The organism is Thalassotalea eurytherma (assembly GCF_030161415.1).
Classification (GTDB): domain Bacteria; phylum Pseudomonadota; class Gammaproteobacteria; order Enterobacterales; family Alteromonadaceae; genus Thalassotalea_G; species Thalassotalea_G eurytherma.
Window position 1 is genome coordinate 17,944 of record NZ_BSSU01000001.1, and the last position, 16,682, is coordinate 34,625.

Genomic DNA, 16,682 nt, shown 5'->3' on the forward strand with positions numbered 1-16,682 from the left:
ATATTAGTCGAGTTCTAGGTCTCGCGTCATATTTTCATTCGACGATTGGTGAACAATAATATTGTCTTCAATACGAATGCCACCAAATGGTTTAAACTTCTCTACTTGCTGCCAGTTAACCATATCTTTATTGGCACTTGCTTTTAAATCACTTAATAATGAATCAATAAAATAAAGGCCAGGCTCAATGGTGAATACTTGATTGGCTTCTATCACACGAGAGGTGCGAAGAAATGGATGCTCTTCTGGTGAATTGATATGAGTACCACGCTCATCAGCCATAAAGCCACCGACATCATGGGTTTGTAAACCAAGATGATGACCTAGACCATGAGGGAAGAAAGTAGAAATAATCCCCGATTGCGCTGCAGTATCGGCGTCGACATTAATGATATTAAACTCATTAAGTACTTGTCCGATATTACGATACGTTTCTATATGCAAATCGACATAGCTTTTACCTGGTCTTAAACCGTCACACGAGTTGAGCATTAACTGATCCATACGTGCGATCATATCGGCAAATTCATTTTGCTCTGAAGCATAGGTTCTGGTGATATCTGAAGCATAACCATGAAAGTTAGCGCCGGCATCAATCAAGAATGATTGTGATTTTTTTGGTGCTACACGATCAAGTGCGGTGTAATGCAAAATTGCAGTGTTTTCATTCAACGCAACAATATTGCCGTAAGGAGTATCGTTCGCTGTATGGTTCGTTGCCTTAAGATACGCCTGTTGAATATCAAACTCAGATAAACCAGCTAAGAAAGCGTCTTTAGCTGCCTTATGGCCCGTTACCGCAATTTTATTTGAATTACGCATACATTCTTGTTCATACATTGTTTTGTAGGCGCGATGATAATGTAAGTAATTCAACACAGGCTCAGGGTTAATATTATCAAAGCCTAACGCTTGAGCCACTTCTATATGACCACCAATATAGGCATAGCCAGCTTTATCATATGGTAATAACTTATCGACTTCAGCAGGCTTAGTAAGTACTTTAATATCAAAAAACTCATTCCAGTAACTCTCTGATAAAGGAATTACTTTATGCCAAAAATCTACTGGCTGATAATAGATAAGTGTTGGCTTATCATTACCATTAACAATTAACCAAGAGTTTGGAATATCAACTAAAGGCAACCAAACCTTAAAATGAGGGTTAACTTTGAATGGGTAACCATAGTCATCTAAAAAGACTTTAATTTCTTGTCCAGAATGAATCACTAAACCATCAAGGTTTTCACGCTTTAGGACGCTTGCCGTACGCTCCTGCATTTGCTTTACATGAGCAGGATATAAAGTTTGTAGTTTAGACATAAGTCTTACCATTTTTAATATTTTAAAATTAGCGCAATAGTATCAGTATGCAGGCTTGTGGGCTAGTCTGATGTCCTATATCTCCATTGCAATTAACATCGCAAATAGCGACGACTCTTCATTCGTTTTTACCCGATAAATTTGCTGATAAGCCATCACGCTTTTTACGTATTCTCGCGTTTCTTTAAATGGGATTGTTTCGATCCAAATATCGGCAGACAGTTTAGGTGTTGTTTTTAACCATTGCGTAATACGAGAACTCCCGGCGTTATAAGCCGCCGTTGCTAGAATTTGATTATTATCATGCTTGATCAGTAGTTGACTTAAGTACTTAGTACCTAACGCGATATTTTGTTCAGGATCATTTAACTTGCGCGTAGAGACCGGTCGCTTGGCAACTTGACGGGCCGTCGCTGGCATGATTTGCATAACACCTCTAGCACCTGCGCCCGAATGCGCATCAGGCATAAATGAGCTTTCTCTGCGAGCGATAGCGAAAGCCCATGGCGGGGAAATATTATTCTTTTGTGCTTGTTCAGTGATGGTTTCTTGATATGCCAGCGGGAAACGCAAGTTTACATCATTCAAATAACCTTCATAAGCGAGCGTAAAAATAGCACGGTCATACCAACCTGCTTCATTAGCAACTTTTGCCGCTGTTAAACGCTCCCTTGTTGAAAGAGATTTTCGCCAATGATTCCACTCTTTTCTCGCCATCGTTGGCCTACCCAAGTGAAACCATTCAAATGCCCGTTTAGCCGATTTACTTTGTAAGATATTTTGCTTTTCTTCAGGTGTAATAACTAAAGGCTCATCGTTTAAAGCGATATTTTGTGACAACCGACTGGCTGCTAAAAAGCCATAATAATGTCGTTGTTTTGCGATCTCAGCGAGTAATGTTTCACCCGCTAACTTTTGTTCCGTTTCAATTAAGCTTCTCGCATACCAGTATTGCCACTGTAAACCTTCTTTAATTGCTTCTGGGAAAGCACTAAGTTGTTGGTGAATACTCAACCAATCATCGTCACGCAGCATTTGAGAGATTCGCCATTGAATAACCTGTCCTGACTGCAATGAGTCGTCAACTTGCACCAACCATTGTTTAGCATCTTTATGACCTTTGGTTGCTAACGCGAGTGCAAACTTTTGCTCTATGGTTTGGTGTTGCTGTCGGTTTAACGGTAAAACTGTTTTTGCTTTTTCAAAAATATTAAGGGCAAGTGTTTGATCTCGCCAAATTAACCGCTTTAAGCCATAAGTCATTATTTGCGCTTCTTTTTGAGACTTATTAGGAAACCGACTTAATTTAGCAACATAGGCAGGGTTTTTTCTCACTTTATGCCAAAGACGACCTAGATACTGCTCATCAACATGTAATAAGCTGGTTATGTATGGGATTAACGTATGGTCACCACCATCAGCTGCTTTTGCTAATCGTTGCCAAATGACCTCTTGTGTTCGGTAGCCCGCATGTTCCCACTGAGTAAATAACTTGTCACATTGCTTAGGTTGCGATTTACCTACCACCCAAAGTTTTGTCACTTCAGGCATAACAACCGCTTCTGATTGACCTTCAGCAAGTTGTGATTTACGCATATAACACATTAATTTAGCATCACTGTTTGGCTTAAATGCATCAATGAACAAGGTACGATAATTTTTACGTGCTAAATATTGCAGCCATTTTTTTCGTAGTGGCCAATCTAGCGGCGAACCTTCATACTCCTCAAGGAATTCTGTAATTTCTTTTGCTTTGTTAATATGAAGTGTTTTTATCAATCGTTGTTGATCTAAGTACGGTTGCAAGGGATAGTAGTGTAACTGTTGATACAACGACTTATATTCTTCACCATTTGATCGACTCGTCAGCTTTTCTGCCTTTTTAAATAACGTACGAAAATGAACACTGTCTGAACTAGTTGAGGAAGAGGAAATACTGGTAAATGACGCAGTAACAAGCGCCAGTGGAAAAATGTACTTTGTTAGAAAATTAGAATATGGCATGAATCTACTCGGCAAAAATATTAGCCCAGCGTAAATAGGAATACGCTTTATCGTCATCTACCTTACTGGTAATATGAAAAAAAACAATAAAAACCTAGTGAATTAACCGACTAAATGAAGAATTTTCGAGTATTAGTTTTATCCGCTTTGATTACCCTTTCAGCCAGTGCTAAAGCTGAAGAGCACCAGGTTACTGTGTTATCGAACTATAATTACCAATCAGGTGAAAGCGTTGGCTTTTCCGCTGGCTATCAATATTTTTTCCAACCAAATTTCGCTGTTCAGTTTGGGATTGATCAGTCAGGAGAATTAACAAAGCGAACAAACTCTGAAGAGTTAGTTGGTGAATTGGATTCACTTTATTTTGGTGCAAGTGTAAAAAAGCCATTTAACAATTCGATATCGTCGTTTGCATCTGCGGGTTTGATGTACGTTAATGAAAGTAGCAATGAAAATTTGATAACGAGTGCGAGTACCATGCCCTATTTAGGGCTTGGTTTTGATCTAGCAATTACCGACAACCTTGCCTTTACTTTTAAACATCAAAGTCAGTTTAGTGATCAAGCCTATCAAGACATGCATCATTTAAGTTTCGGCCTATCCTATAGTTTTGGCACAAAACACAATGACAAAATAGTAAGAAGTAAATCTATTGATAGGCCTAATGAGCGTTCGAAGACTAACCCTGTAGTCGCAGTTGAAACTCCGGTAGTTACCCCCCCTTCAGATAGTAAGTCAGTAAGTGCTAATTCATTACCGCCTATAACAGCTAGTGATGATTTCAAACGTTGGGCTATACAAGTGGGTGCATTTAAGAATGAAAATAATGCTCATGCATTCTTATTGGCATTTAATAAGAGAACTGCACAACAATATAAAGATAGCGCTGATATTAGTTTTTTTGATGATATGTATCGGATAATTGTTCGTCGTTTTGAAAGCAAAGAACTCGCTAAATCATGGCAGGCATCGGTATTAGTAACACAACAAATTGAAAGCTATGTGTTACAAGTTGCTAACGAGGATTGATCTTATGCTCAATTTTCGTAAACTAGCGACCTTTTTATAAAGAGTATGCGATATGGAACCCTTGAGTTTTAAAAATGCAGATCACACCCTTGATGCACTGGGCCTTCGTTGTCCAGAGCCGGTAATGATGATTCGTTTAAATATCCGAAAAATTGCTGAAGGTGAAACCTTGCTCGTTATCGCAGATGATCCATCAACTACACGTGACGTGCCTAGCTTTTGTCGTTTTATGGATCATGACCTAGTTGCTCAGCAAACCGGAGAAAAACCTTTTAAATACCTGATAAAAAAAGGGAGTGCTTAGCACTCCCTCTTCATTTCTTTTCACATGTCATTCATTATTGTAATAATGAAATATCCGCTACATTTAAGAACTGGCTACGAATTTTAGCAAGTAGCGTTAAACGATTAACTTTAACTGCTTCATCGTCTGCCATCACCATTACACCATCGAAGAAGTTATCAATAGGCGTTTTTAGTTTAGCTAACGCATTAAGTACTGCTTGATATTCTTTATTAGCAATAAGTGGTGCTGTTTCTTTTTCTACAGCTTCAACGTCACTAATTAATGCTTTTTCAGCATCTTCACTTGCCAAATCAGCGTTTACATCATCAAGCAATTGACCATCAAACTTAGCTAAAATATTACCAACACGTTTGTTTGCTGCTGCTAATGTTGTTGCTTCTTCAAGGCCTTTGAAATGAGCTACCGCTTTTACACGTTGATCAAAATCTAACGGTGCCGTTGATGCTTTAGCTAATACAGCTTGGATAATATCGACAGAAATATTTTGCTCTTGGTAGAAGGCTCTATAACGACCTAGTACAAATTCATTAACATCATTAATGACATTGTCATTAGTCAGTTTATCACCGTATAGGGCAATGCTATGCTCGATCAAAGCAGTTACATCGATGCTAAGTGACTTTTCTATGATAATGCGAATTAAGCCAATTGCAGCGCGACGTAAAGCAAACGGGTCTTTGTCACCTTTAGGTGCTTGATTGATGCCGAAGATACCGACTAAAGTATCAATTTTATCAGCGATAGCGACCGCGCAACCGATGTTTGCTTCAGGTAAGTTGTCACCTGCGAAACGCGGGCGGTACTGATCTTCTAGTGCTTGTGCAATTGAAGCATCTTCACCATCGTGAATTGCATAGTACTTACCCATAGTCCCCTGAACTTGTGGAAACTCAAGTACCATTTCCGTCATTAGGTCAGCTTTACTTAGCAAACCAGCACGGTAAGCTTGCTCTGTATTTTCATTGATAAGGCTAGCAATAAATTGGCTAAGAGCGGCAATACGCTCAGATTTATCTTTCAATGTGCCTAGTTGTTTTTGGAATAGTACTGATTCTAAGCTAGATAATCGCGCTTCTAAAGGTTGTTTTTTATCAGTTTTAAAGAAGAATTCAGCATCCGCTAAACGCGGGCGAATGACTTTTTCATTACCAGAAATAACCTGTGCAGGGTCTTTACTTTCGATATTTGAGACGAAGATAAATTTATTTAGCAACTTACCATTATCATCCATTACAGGAAAATACTTTTGATGGTCTTTCATTGAATAGATTAATGGCTCAGCTGGCACAGCTAAAAAGCTTTGATCAAAGTCACCAATTAAGGTTACAGGCCATTCTACTAACGCAGTGACTTCATCTAGTAAAGGTTGGTCAACGAGTGCATTTCCACCTAATTCTTGCGCTGCTTTTTCTATTTGTTGCTTAATAACTTGCTGGCGTTCATTGTAATCAACCATGACATAAGCTGAAGATAACGTTTTCTCGTAATCGTCGGCATGTTCGATAGATACCAGTCCTTCACTGTGGAAGCGATGACCTTGGCTAAGGCGGTCAGATTGCACCTCCAAGACTTCACCATTGATAACTTCACGACCAAATAGCATGGTTAGTGTATGTGCTGGACGAATAAATTGGGTTCTTGTGCTTCCCCATCGCATAGGCTTAGGGATAGGAAGTTTATTGATCGCTTGTTGTACCATTTTAGGTAACAAGGATTGAATTGACTCGCCTTTAACGGTTGCTTTATGAAGTAACCATTCGCCTTTATCCGTTTTTATGCGATCAGCCTGATCAACAGTAATACCATTTGAACGCGCCCAACCTTCCGCAGCTTTACTTGCTGCACCATTCTCATCAAAAGCTACAGTGACAGATGGACCACGCTTTTCTACAACTTTGTCTTCTTGATTCTCTTGAAGTTGTTCAATCTTTACTGCTAAACGGCGCGGAGAAGCAAACCAAACAGCGCTCTCGTAAGATAATGATGCATCATTAATCTGAGATTCAATTTGAGCTAAAAATGTCTGTGCTAGCTCTTTCAATGACTTTGGTGGTAGCTCTTCTGTACCAAGTTCAATTAATAAGGTTTGTGTCGTCATTATTTATCTCCCTTATTAGTTGCGTTGGCACATAATGGAAAACCTAATTTTTCTCTCGCTTCGTAATATGCTTCAGCACATGCTTTAGATAGAGCTCTTACTCTAAGTATGTAACGCTGGCGCTCCGTTACTGAAATAGCATGGCGTGCATCAAGTAAGTTGAATGCATGAGATGCCTTCATTACTTGTTCGTATGCAGGTAATGGTAAGCCATGCTCAATAAGCTTTTGGCTTTCTTTTTCACAATGATCAAATTGAGCAAAAAGTGCAGGAACATCTGCATGTTCAAAGTTATAGGTAGACTGCTCTACTTCATTTTGGTGGAATACATCACGATAAAGTACTTTACCCATAGGGCCGTCAGTCCAAACTAGGTCATAGATGCTATCAACATTTTGAATATACATTGCTAATCGCTCTAAACCATAAGTGATTTCACCAGTAACGGGTGCACACTCTAAACCACCGACTTGTTGGAAATAAGTAAACTGAGTTATTTCCATACCATTTAGCCAGATTTCCCACCCTAGACCCCAGGCTCCTAATGTTGGTGACTCCCAGTTATCTTCAACAAAACGGATGTCGTGAACTAATGGGTCAATGCCAAGCTCTTTTAAAGAGTTTAGGTAAAGTTCTTGAATGTTTTTTGGCGAAGGCTTTAGCATCACTTGAAATTGATAATAGTGCTGCAGGCGGTTTGGATTTTCGCCATAACGACCATCAGTAGGACGACGACATGGTTGGACATAAGCGCTGCTCATTGGCTCAGGACCAATAGCACGCAAAAATGTCATTGGATGAAATGTGCCAGCGCCTACTTCTAGATCAAGTGGCTGAATGATCACGCAGCCTTGACGTGACCAATAATCTTGTAACTGTAAAATTAGACCTTGAAAGGTTTTTATATCAAACGTACTCATGTCGTTCCGAGATTACTTAAATAAAATTGTGTTAATTATACCCACTGACTTTTGATAAGCCAGTAAGGTTTTGTATCAGTTAAAATAAAAAATGCCCGATTTGGTGACCGGGCATGATATTTTGGTTATTGCTAGTTATAAACTAGACGTCTAGGTTAGCCACTTTAAGCGCGTTGTCTTCAATAAAGTTTCTGCGCGGCTCAACATGGTCACCCATTAACGTATTAAACAATTGATCTGCTGCAATCGCATCTTCAATTGTAACTCTTAGCATACGGCGTGTTTCTGGATCCATCGTTGTTTCCCAAAGTTGGTCAGGGTTCATTTCACCCAACCCTTTATAACGCTGAATGTATTGACCACGTTTAGATTCAGCCATTAGCCAGTTAAGTGCTTCTTCGAAGCCTTCTACTGATTTAACTTTCTCACCACGTTTAACGTATGCACCTTCTTCCATTAAACCATTGATCGCTTTATTTAGTTCACGAATTGAATTGAATTCGTTTGAATTAATAAAGTCATATCCACAGGTATACTGCTTATCAATACCATGTTGTCTGATATTAAATTTAGGGTAGAAAATATTACGCTCGTCATCACGCTCAACCGTAACTGAATAGATTGAACCGTTACCATCTTGATCTTCAAGCTGTGCCAATAGGTTAGCAGCCCAAGTTTCAACCACTGCTTTATCTGCAAACTCTTCTGTTTCGATAACATTTGAGTAAACCATTTTCTCAAGTATATCTTCTGGAATCTGACGAGATACGCGCTTGATTGTAGCCATGGTTTTGCGATATTGATTAACAAGCTTCTCTAACGCTACCTCAGAAATAGCTGGTGCAGATTCATTTACATGGATCTCAGCATTTTCTAAAGCTAGTGTCGTTAAATATTCAGTTAATCCTTCATCATCTTTTATGTAACGTTCTTGCTTACCCTTCTTCACTTTATAAAGTGGAGGTTGGGCAATATAAACATAACCACGTTCCATAATTTCTGGCATTTGGCGATAAAAGAAAGTTAATAGTAACGTTCTGATGTGAGAGCCATCGACATCAGCATCGGTCATAATAATAATGCTGTGATATCTTAATTTTTCTGGATCATATTCATCACGGCCAATACCACAACCTAAGGCTGTAATTAACGTACCAACTTCAGCTGATGAAATCATCTTATCAAAACGTGCTTTTTCTACGTTTAAGATTTTACCTTTAAGAGGCAAGATTGCTTGGTTCTTACGGTTACGACCTTGTTTAGCTGACCCACCCGCTGAGTCACCCTCCACAATATATAGTTCAGATAGTGCTGGGTCTTTTTCCTGACAATCGGCTAGCTTACCTGGTAAACCTGCGATATCTAACGCCCCCTTACGACGAGTCATTTCACGAGCTTTTCGAGCAGCTTCACGAGCTCGTGCCGCATCGATTATCTTCATTAAAATTGTTTTAGCTGTCGTAGGGTTTTCTAATAAGTACTCACCTAACTTTTCGCCCATAGCTTGTTCTACAGCCGTTTTAACTTCTGAAGAAACTAGCTTATCTTTAGTTTGTGAAGAAAACTTAGGATCAGGCACTTTTACTGATATAACGGCAGTTAACCCTTCACGTGCATCATCACCTGAAGCACTGGTATCACCCTTCTTAGACTTATTTAAGCCTTCTTTAACCATATAGCTGTTTAGCGTACGAGTTAATGCCGTTCTAAAACCGCTTAAGTGTGTACCGCCGTCACGCTGTGGAATGTTATTGGTGAAACAGAAAATGTTTTCTTGGAAACCATCATTCCATTGCATCGCAACTTCTACAACAATGCCATCTTCTCTTTCTAAATCGAAGTAGAAAATTTCTTGGTTCACTGGCGTTTTATTGGTATTTAGGTAATCAACGAAAGCTTGGATACCACCTTCATAATGAAAGTGTTCTTTCTTATCCTCATCGCGCTCATCTTTTAGTGTTATTGATACACCTGAATTCAAGAATGATAGTTCGCGAATACGCTTAAGTAAGATATCGTAGTGAAATTCTACATCAGTAAAAATAGAATCACTTGGCCAAAAACGAACTTCTGTACCTGTTTGGTCTGTGTCACCGACTACAGCCAATGGCGCTTGTGGTTCACCTAAATGATATTCTTGCTCATGAACTTTGCCAGCACGACGAATTGTTAATGTTAATTTGTCGCTTAATGCGTTTACAACAGAAATACCTACACCGTGTAAACCACCAGAAACTTTATAGCCAGAATCTTCACCACCGAATTTACCACCAGCATGAAGTACAGTCATAATAACCTCGGCAGCAGATACACCCTCTTCAGGATGGATATCTGTAGGAATGCCACGACCATCATCTTTTACTGAAACAGAGCCGTCTAAATGAATGGTAACGTAGATGTCATTACAGTGACCAGCTAACGCTTCATCTATCGAGTTATCTAGAACCTCAAATACCATATGGTGTAGACCTGTACCGTCATCGGTATCACCAATATACATCCCTGGTCTTTTTCTTACTGCATCAAGGCCTTTTAGCACCTTAATACTGTCTGAGCCATATTCGTTTTCTACTGTCATTTTATAGCCTATTTACTTATTTCTAAGATTTCACCATGTTTCACGTGAAACATCTTATATTGTTGTTCTTGTTGTAACATGGGTTGCAACGAAAACTCGTCGATTGCTGTTATAATACTTTGGCAATCAATTTTACCTAATGCATTCATCAATGCAGTTCTTGAATTAATATCTAATTCCGCACCAAAATCATCAATCAATAAAATTGGTTTTACGCGCTCTACTTTTTCAATCAACTTTGTTTGTGCAAAAGTAAGAGCGAGTAAAAACAACTTTTGTTGCCCTCTTGATAATTTCAAATCAAGAGCTTTACCGCCAATTAAAAAACGTACATCAAACTTGTGAGCGCCATATTGGGTAAACCCAAGTTGGCAGTCTTTGTCAAAATTAGCATTAAGTACGTCAACTAATGACTTCTTACTTGGCCAACCTTGATAATATTGAACTTTAATATCTTCTACTAATTCAGGCAGTAGAATACTAATCCAATTTCCAAGTTCTTTAGATAACTGTACAAAATAGTCATTTCTCAATTCTGAGATCAGTTCACTTTGTTCTACAAACTGATGGTTCCAGAATTCAAAGTCAGTTTTCTTAGCGTAGTTTTTTAGCAATGCATTACGTTGCTTCTGTAATTTTACAAAGTCACGCCAAAACTTCCCAAACTGATGTTTCACGTGAAACATCCCTAAATCAAAAAACTTTCGCCTTTCTTTTGGCCCACCAAAAAACAGCTTGAAGCTTTCTGGCGTTATAACTTGAACTGCAATATTAATAGCAAGCTCTGACAGCCTGCTAACTTTATCACCGTTAATTTTTATATCACTTAACCCAAGGGCAACATCACGTCGAATGCCAAAACGATCCGAGTTGTTATTTTCTAAGCTAACAACAAAGCTATCTTTATCGAAGGTAACAAGGTTTTCTAGTTTAGCATTACGAAATGATTTTCCGTGGCCTAAATAAAAAATCGCCTCTAAAATGCTACTTTTGCCACTTCCATTATCACCAAGAATAAAATTTAAATCTGGATGAAAATCAATTGAGGCCGATGCTAAATTTCTATAATTTTGTGTTGTTAACTTTTTAACACTCATTCATTACAAACGCATCGGCATAACAACATAAATTGCTTCACCTGAGTCTTTACCTTCAATAACAACACTGCTATTTGCATCAGACAATGTAAACACAACTTCTTCGTCTTTAATTGCATTTAGTACATCAAGTACATAGCTTACATTAAAGCCAATCTCTAAAGCTTCATATGGAAAATCAATTTCAATCAACTCTTCTGCTTGTTCTTGCTCAGGATTATTAGCAGTTATCTTTAATTCTGCTGGTTCAAAATTTAAACGTACACCTTTGAATTTCTCATTCGACAAAATTGATGCTCGAGATAATACCTGACGTAATGCATCTTTATCCGTTGTTAATACTTTATCACCGTTTCTCGGCAGTACACGACGGTAATCAGGGAACCGACCATCAACTAACTTACTAGTAAAAGAAAATGCCGTATCTAAAATTCGAATATGGTTAGAACCCATAAATATTTGAATTTCTTCATCAACAGGTTCAAGCAAACGAATAATTTCCAAAATCCCTTTACGAGGAACGATAACTTGGCGTGATGGCAATGCTAACGAGTCATTACCAATTTTACAAATCGCTAATCTATGTCCATCAGTGGCTACCGAACGAATTTCATTACCTTCAGTTTCAATGGACATACCATTAAGATAATAACGAACATCTTGGTTTGCCATTGAAAAATGCGTACTTTCAATCAAACGTAATAATTCAGACTTAAGCAGTTTAAATTCTACATCGCCTTGCCATTCCTCAATATTAGGAAAGTCAGTGGCAGCGAGCGTTGATAATGAATATTTACTTCGCCCCGTGCTAATGGTTACCGCTTCATCATGCGCATCGAAAATAAGTTGCGAGTTATCAGGTAAACTTTTACAAATATCAAGTAGCTTTCTTGCAGGTATTGTAACTTTACCGTCTTCACCTTGGTTTTCAACTTCAGCGTAAGAAACCATCTCAAGTTCTAAATCTGTCGCCGTCAAAGTAAATGAGTGACCACTAACCTCAAAAAGTACATTGCCTAATATAGGTAATGTACTTTTACGCTCTACGGCCCCGGATACCAAAAGTAATGGCTTAAGTAAGACTTCCCTATTTACCGAAAACTTCATTTGCTATAACCCTAAATTTTTAAGAGGACAATGTTCTTATTAAGTTTGAATAATCTTCTTTTATATCATGAGAATCTTCACGAAGCTCTTTTACTTTTCGACAAGCATGAAGAACTGTCGTGTGATCTCTACCACCAAATGCATCGCCAATCTCAGGCAAGCTATGGTTGGTTAATTCTTTAGACAACGCCATAGCAATTTGGCGAGGTCTTGCTACCGATCGGCTGCGTCGTTTCGACAACAGATCTGCCACTTTGATTTTATAATATTCAGCTACTGTACGTTGTATATTATCGATAGTAACAAGCTTGTCTTGCAGTGCAAGTAAATCTCGCAAAGCTTCTCGAACAAAATCAATTGTGATCGCACGACCAGTAAAGTTTGCGTTAGCAATTACACGATTTAGCGCGCCTTCAAGATCACGCACATTTGCTCGAATTCGCTTAGCAATAAAGAATGCAACTTCGTCGGCTAAATTAATCTGACGCTCCTGAGCCTTTCTCTTAAGGATCGCGACACGCGTTTCTAACTCTGGTGGTTCAATTGCTAAAGTAAGACCCCACCCAAAACGAGACTTAAGACGATCTTCAACACCATCAATTTCTTTTGGATAACGGTCACTAGTTAAAATAATTTGCTGATTACCTTCTAACAATGCGTTAAAGGTATGAAAAAACTCTTCTTGAGTTCGCTCTTTGTTAGCGAAAAACTGAATATCATCAATCAGTAAAGCGTCAACACCTCGGTAATACTGCTTGAACTGTTCAATGGCATTGTTTTGCAATGCTTTTACCATATCTTGAACAAAGCGCTCAGAGTGCATATAAGCAATTTTTGCTTTAGGATTACTATGTAAAATACCGTTGCCAACAGCATGCAATAAGTGAGTTTTACCTAAACCAGTATCACCGTATATAAATAGAGGGTTATAAGCTGTACCAGGGTTATCAGCAACCTGTGAAGCAGCAGCACGCGCCAATTGGTTTGACTTACCCTCAACAAAGTTATCAAAGGTATATTTTGCAAAAACATTGGTTGTTTTGGGTAAATTCGCTTCTGGTTGAGACGGTGCAGGATTGATCGTTGGCTTAGGCACCTCAGTTACGGGGGAACTATTGCTTTCAGAACTTGTTGGTAAGCTACCAACATCGAATCGAAGTAATGGAGGGTTTGATTGCTCTTCCATCGATACAAGCTCGTTAATACGATCAACATACTTTTCACGAACCCAATCAAGCACAAAGCGATTAGGCGCGTAAATCGTCATGATGTTATTTTCTTCCACACATTGAAGAGGACGGATCCACATACTAAATTGTTGTGCAGGTAATTCTTCTTGTAAAACAGAAAGGCAACGTTGCCAGAGTGATTGTGACACTCTTTAACTCCTAACATTCTAATCTATTGGAGAAATGCCAAGAAAGCGGCAAAAGCAAGGATCAGAAAACAAAATTATATTAATTATTGGTCTATTATCTAACGAGTTATCCACAACATCAACATTGACTTTTGTTATTTACCACTATTTTTAGGTTTTATATTAAAATACCATTAAATAACAACAAGATAACTCTTTATAATAGTTAAAAATTAGCAACTAAGTTTTAATTACAGCCACCAAAATATTGAAGGAAAACAAGAACACAGAAACGAAAATGTGATAAAACTGTGGATAGCAATAAAAACACACAGGATCCTTAAACGATCTTTGCAAACTTTATACAAAGAATAATATTGACAAAAACCAACAGGCGCTTTAAAATTCGCCCTCATTTTTTGAACCAGTGTGCCAACAGGGCTGTTTTGCCAGGGCAACAACAACCGACGGACTAAGTCTCATGAAAAGAACATTTCAACCTAGCGTATTAAAGCGTAAACGTAACCACGGTTTCCGTGCTCGCATGGCAACTAAAAACGGTCGTGCAGTATTAGCGCGTCGTCGTGCTAAAGGTCGTGCTCGTTTAAGCGCTTAATCTCTTACGAGATAGGTAGCCTATAATGACGGTTACTAAAAAGTTTACTCGGGAGTCAAGAATATTGACTCCCAGTCAATTTCAAAACATCTTCTCAAATCCTACTAGATTTTCTACTCAACACTTCACTGTTTTAACGACACCTAATAATGATCAACAAAATCGTTTAGGGCTAGCTATTGCAAAAAAACGTGTCAAACTAGCAGTTCAACGAAACAGAATAAAACGTTTAGTGCGCGAGAGTTTTCGTCTTAACCAACATAAATTACCACATATAGATATGGTAATAATGGTAAAATCTGGGGTTGATACCCTTGAAAACGAAGACATTAGCAAGCAAATATATGGCATATGGCGAAAAATAGACCGTCGATTGGGCAAAAAATAGCAATTTTACTGATAAAAGGTTATCAAAACTTTATCAGCCCTATGTTCGGTGCCAGCAAATGTCGCTTCCATCCAACCTGTTCTTTTTATGCAATAGAAGCAATAAATCGTTTCGGATTGTTAAAAGGTGGTTGGTTAGCAAGCAAACGTATACTAAAATGCCATCCTTTACATGAAGGTGGTGAAGATCCAGTACCACTCAAACCAAAAGAGAAAAAATAGCTTATGGAATCCCAACGCAGTTTGCTTTTTATAGCATTGCTTGTAGTTAGCTTTTTGTTATTTCAACAATGGCAATTAGAACATGCGCCTATTCAAGTACAAGAGCAGAACCAAGTAACACAAGAAACTCAGTCAGCAGAGAACAACACTGGCGATTTCGTACCTGCATCTTCACAAGCACAAGCAAGTGCCGATGTTGTAAAACCTTCAGCTAAGATGATCACAGTAACAACCGATGTTGTTAAAGTAATGATCAATACCCAAGGTGGTGACATTACTGAAGTGGCATTGTTAAGTTATGATACTGAGCAAGGTAGTGGTATTCCTTACACTATGCTTCAAAACGGTGCTCGTAAATATATTGCACAAAGTGGCTTAACGGGGGCTAATGGTCCAGATCGCTTGATACCGGGTCGCCCAATTTATCAAGTTGAAAAAACCGATTATCAACTTAACGATCAAGGTGAGTTAACAGTTAACTTAACGTTAAACCAAGAAAATGGCTTAAACATTGTTAAAACTTATACCTTCGTTCAAGGTAAATACGATATAGGCCTAACTTATACACTAGCTAACACTACGACACAAAGTGCAAGCGTTCAGTTATATGGTCAGTTAAAACAATCTACATTTGTTGATGAATCTTCAGCCTTAATGCCAACATATCGTGGTGCAGCATACTCAACAACGGAAGATCGTTACGAAAAGTATGACTTCTCAGATATTGCAGACGCAAACTTAAACCAAACAACTCGCGGTGGTTGGGTTGCTATGCTTGAACACTATTTTGTTTCGGCTTGGGTGCCACAAGTTGGCGACAACAATCAACTTTATACAAACTACACATCTAATGGTGATGCTGTTATTGGATTCAAAGCACCAGCGATAACAGTTGATGCAAACCAAAATGCTACAGCATCAGCAATTTTATATGTCGGCCCTAAATTACAAGATGAACTAGAAGTTCTTGCTGACGGTTTAGATCTAACAGTAGATTTTGGCTTCTTATTTATGATCAGCCAACCATTGCACTGGTTACTATTAGCAATTCAATCAATTGTTGTTAACTGGGGTATGGCGATTATCGTTATCACATTAATCGTAAAAGGTTTGATGTACCCATTAACGAAAGCGCAATACACGTCAATGGCTAAAATGCGTGATTTACAGCCTAAAATGCAACAGTTAAAAGAGCGCTTTGGTGATGACCGTCAAAAGATGGGTCAAGCAACAATGGAGCTTTACCGTAAAGAAAAAGTAAATCCTGCGGGTGGTTGTTTACCTATGCTCATTCAAATGCCTATTTTCTTAGCGCTATACTGGGTATTCCTAGAAAGTGTTGAATTACGCCATGCGGGCTTTGGTTTATGGTTAACAGATCTATCTTCAAAAGATCCGTACTACATATTACCTATTCTAATGGGTATCAGTATGTTTGTTATGCAAAAAATGCAGCCAATGACCGCTACAGATCCAATGCAACAGAAGATCATGCAATACATGCCAGTAATGTTTACCGTTTTCTTCTTCTGGTTCCCATCAGGTCTAGTACTTTACTGGTTAGTGAGTAACGTTATATCAATAGTACAAATGAAAATTATTTTTAGAGGCATGGAAAAAGCCAAACAAAAATAACA

At 38.5% G+C, this 16,682-nt stretch carries 14 protein-coding genes; 6 read left to right on the forward strand and 8 right to left on the reverse strand.

Features of this window, described 5'->3' with window-relative positions; all coding sequences use genetic code 11:
* Positions 1 to 3: 3 nt before the first annotated feature.
* Positions 4 to 1,323, reverse strand: a complete 1,320-nt coding sequence (pepQ, locus tag QQK02_RS00100; RefSeq protein ID WP_284205887.1) for a Xaa-Pro dipeptidase — start codon at positions 1,321 to 1,323, stop codon at positions 4 to 6.
* A gap of 75 nt (positions 1,324 to 1,398) precedes the next feature.
* Complete coding sequence (locus tag QQK02_RS00105; protein WP_284205888.1) at positions 1,399 to 3,327, reverse strand: transglycosylase SLT domain-containing protein; 1,929 nt, start codon at positions 3,325 to 3,327, stop codon at positions 1,399 to 1,401.
* Between the two features lie 114 nt (positions 3,328 to 3,441).
* Between QQK02_RS00105 and QQK02_RS00110 the strand changes: the two genes are divergently transcribed.
* Together QQK02_RS00110 and tusA are read left to right on the forward strand one after the other, a co-directional pair.
* A complete protein-coding gene (locus QQK02_RS00110; RefSeq protein ID WP_284205889.1) occupies positions 3,442 to 4,356 on the forward strand; it encodes an SPOR domain-containing protein in 915 nt (304 codons plus the stop codon).
* A gap of 52 nt (positions 4,357 to 4,408) precedes the next feature.
* Positions 4,409 to 4,660 (forward strand): sulfurtransferase TusA, encoded by a 252-nt coding sequence (tusA, locus tag QQK02_RS00115; RefSeq protein ID WP_284205890.1) that lies wholly within the window; start codon positions 4,409 to 4,411, stop codon positions 4,658 to 4,660.
* A 34-nt stretch (positions 4,661 to 4,694) separates the two neighbouring features.
* Here the strand turns inward: tusA and glyS are convergent, their stop codons facing one another.
* The 6 genes from glyS to dnaA form a co-directional block, all read right to left on the reverse strand.
* Positions 4,695 to 6,761: a glycine--tRNA ligase subunit beta gene (gene glyS / locus QQK02_RS00120; protein ID WP_284205891.1), complete on the reverse strand. Its 2,067-nt coding sequence runs from the start codon at positions 6,759 to 6,761 to the stop codon at positions 4,695 to 4,697.
* A complete protein-coding gene (glyQ, locus tag QQK02_RS00125) occupies positions 6,761 to 7,681 on the reverse strand; it encodes a glycine--tRNA ligase subunit alpha (protein ID WP_284205892.1) in 921 nt (306 codons plus the stop codon). The genes glyS and glyQ overlap by 1 nt, the downstream gene beginning before the upstream one ends.
* A gap of 142 nt (positions 7,682 to 7,823) precedes the next feature.
* Complete coding sequence (gyrB, locus tag QQK02_RS00130) at positions 7,824 to 10,259, reverse strand: DNA topoisomerase (ATP-hydrolyzing) subunit B (protein WP_284205893.1); 2,436 nt, start codon at positions 10,257 to 10,259, stop codon at positions 7,824 to 7,826.
* A gap of 8 nt (positions 10,260 to 10,267) precedes the next feature.
* On the reverse strand, positions 10,268 to 11,356 hold the full coding sequence (gene recF, locus QQK02_RS00135) for a DNA replication/repair protein RecF (RefSeq protein WP_284205894.1): 1,089 nt from the start codon (positions 11,354 to 11,356) through the stop codon (positions 10,268 to 10,270).
* 3 nt (positions 11,357 to 11,359) lie between these two features.
* Positions 11,360 to 12,463, reverse strand: coding sequence for a DNA polymerase III subunit beta (dnaN, locus tag QQK02_RS00140; RefSeq protein WP_284205895.1), 1,104 nt, complete (start codon positions 12,461 to 12,463; stop codon positions 11,360 to 11,362).
* Between the two features lie 19 nt (positions 12,464 to 12,482).
* Positions 12,483 to 13,841, reverse strand: a complete 1,359-nt coding sequence (gene dnaA, locus QQK02_RS00145; protein WP_284205896.1) for a chromosomal replication initiator protein DnaA — start codon at positions 13,839 to 13,841, stop codon at positions 12,483 to 12,485.
* A gap of 460 nt (positions 13,842 to 14,301) precedes the next feature.
* Between dnaA and rpmH the strand changes: the two genes are divergently transcribed.
* The 4 genes from rpmH to yidC are packed head-to-tail and all read left to right on the forward strand — an operon-like array spanning position 14,302 to position 16,680.
* The gene (gene rpmH / locus QQK02_RS00150) at positions 14,302 to 14,436 is read left to right on the forward strand and encodes a 50S ribosomal protein L34 (protein WP_074496262.1); all 135 of its coding nucleotides are present in this window, start codon (positions 14,302 to 14,304) and stop codon (positions 14,434 to 14,436) included.
* Between the two features lie 25 nt (positions 14,437 to 14,461).
* The gene (gene rnpA, locus QQK02_RS00155; protein ID WP_284205897.1) at positions 14,462 to 14,824 is read left to right on the forward strand and encodes a ribonuclease P protein component; all 363 of its coding nucleotides are present in this window, start codon (positions 14,462 to 14,464) and stop codon (positions 14,822 to 14,824) included.
* Entirely contained in the window at positions 14,788 to 15,045 is a 258-nt protein-coding gene (yidD, locus tag QQK02_RS00160; RefSeq protein WP_284205898.1) for a membrane protein insertion efficiency factor YidD, read from the forward strand. The genes rnpA and yidD overlap by 37 nt, the downstream gene beginning before the upstream one ends.
* A 3-nt stretch (positions 15,046 to 15,048) precedes the next feature.
* A complete protein-coding gene (gene yidC, locus QQK02_RS00165; RefSeq protein WP_284205899.1) occupies positions 15,049 to 16,680 on the forward strand; it encodes a membrane protein insertase YidC in 1,632 nt (543 codons plus the stop codon).
* The last annotated feature ends 2 nt before the right edge of the window (positions 16,681 to 16,682 follow it).

What these genes read in the sequence shown, in the direction of transcription:
- pepQ (WP_284205887.1), bottom strand. Translation starts at nt 1,323, where the DNA reads ATGTCTAAACTACAAACTTTATATCCTGCTCATGTAAAGCAAATGCAG.
- QQK02_RS00105 (WP_284205888.1), bottom strand. Translation starts at nt 3,327, where the DNA reads ATGCCATATTCTAATTTTCTAACAAAGTACATTTTTCCACTGGCGCTT.
- QQK02_RS00110 (WP_284205889.1), top strand. Translation starts at nt 3,442, where the DNA reads ATGAAGAATTTTCGAGTATTAGTTTTATCCGCTTTGATTACCCTTTCA.
- tusA (WP_284205890.1), top strand. Translation starts at nt 4,409, where the DNA reads ATGGAACCCTTGAGTTTTAAAAATGCAGATCACACCCTTGATGCACTG.
- glyS (WP_284205891.1), bottom strand. Translation starts at nt 6,761, where the DNA reads ATGACGACACAAACCTTATTAATTGAACTTGGTACAGAAGAGCTACCA.
- glyQ (WP_284205892.1), bottom strand. Translation starts at nt 7,681, where the DNA reads ATGAGTACGTTTGATATAAAAACCTTTCAAGGTCTAATTTTACAGTTA.
- gyrB (WP_284205893.1), bottom strand. Translation starts at nt 10,259, where the DNA reads ATGACAGTAGAAAACGAATATGGCTCAGACAGTATTAAGGTGCTAAAA.
- recF (WP_284205894.1), bottom strand. Translation starts at nt 11,356, where the DNA reads ATGAGTGTTAAAAAGTTAACAACACAAAATTATAGAAATTTAGCATCG.
- dnaN (WP_284205895.1), bottom strand. Translation starts at nt 12,463, where the DNA reads ATGAAGTTTTCGGTAAATAGGGAAGTCTTACTTAAGCCATTACTTTTG.
- rpmH (WP_074496262.1), top strand. Translation starts at nt 14,302, where the DNA reads ATGAAAAGAACATTTCAACCTAGCGTATTAAAGCGTAAACGTAACCAC.
- rnpA (WP_284205897.1), top strand. Translation starts at nt 14,462, where the DNA reads ATGACGGTTACTAAAAAGTTTACTCGGGAGTCAAGAATATTGACTCCC.
- yidD (WP_284205898.1), top strand. Translation starts at nt 14,788, where the DNA reads ATGGCGAAAAATAGACCGTCGATTGGGCAAAAAATAGCAATTTTACTG.
- yidC (WP_284205899.1), top strand. Translation starts at nt 15,049, where the DNA reads ATGGAATCCCAACGCAGTTTGCTTTTTATAGCATTGCTTGTAGTTAGC.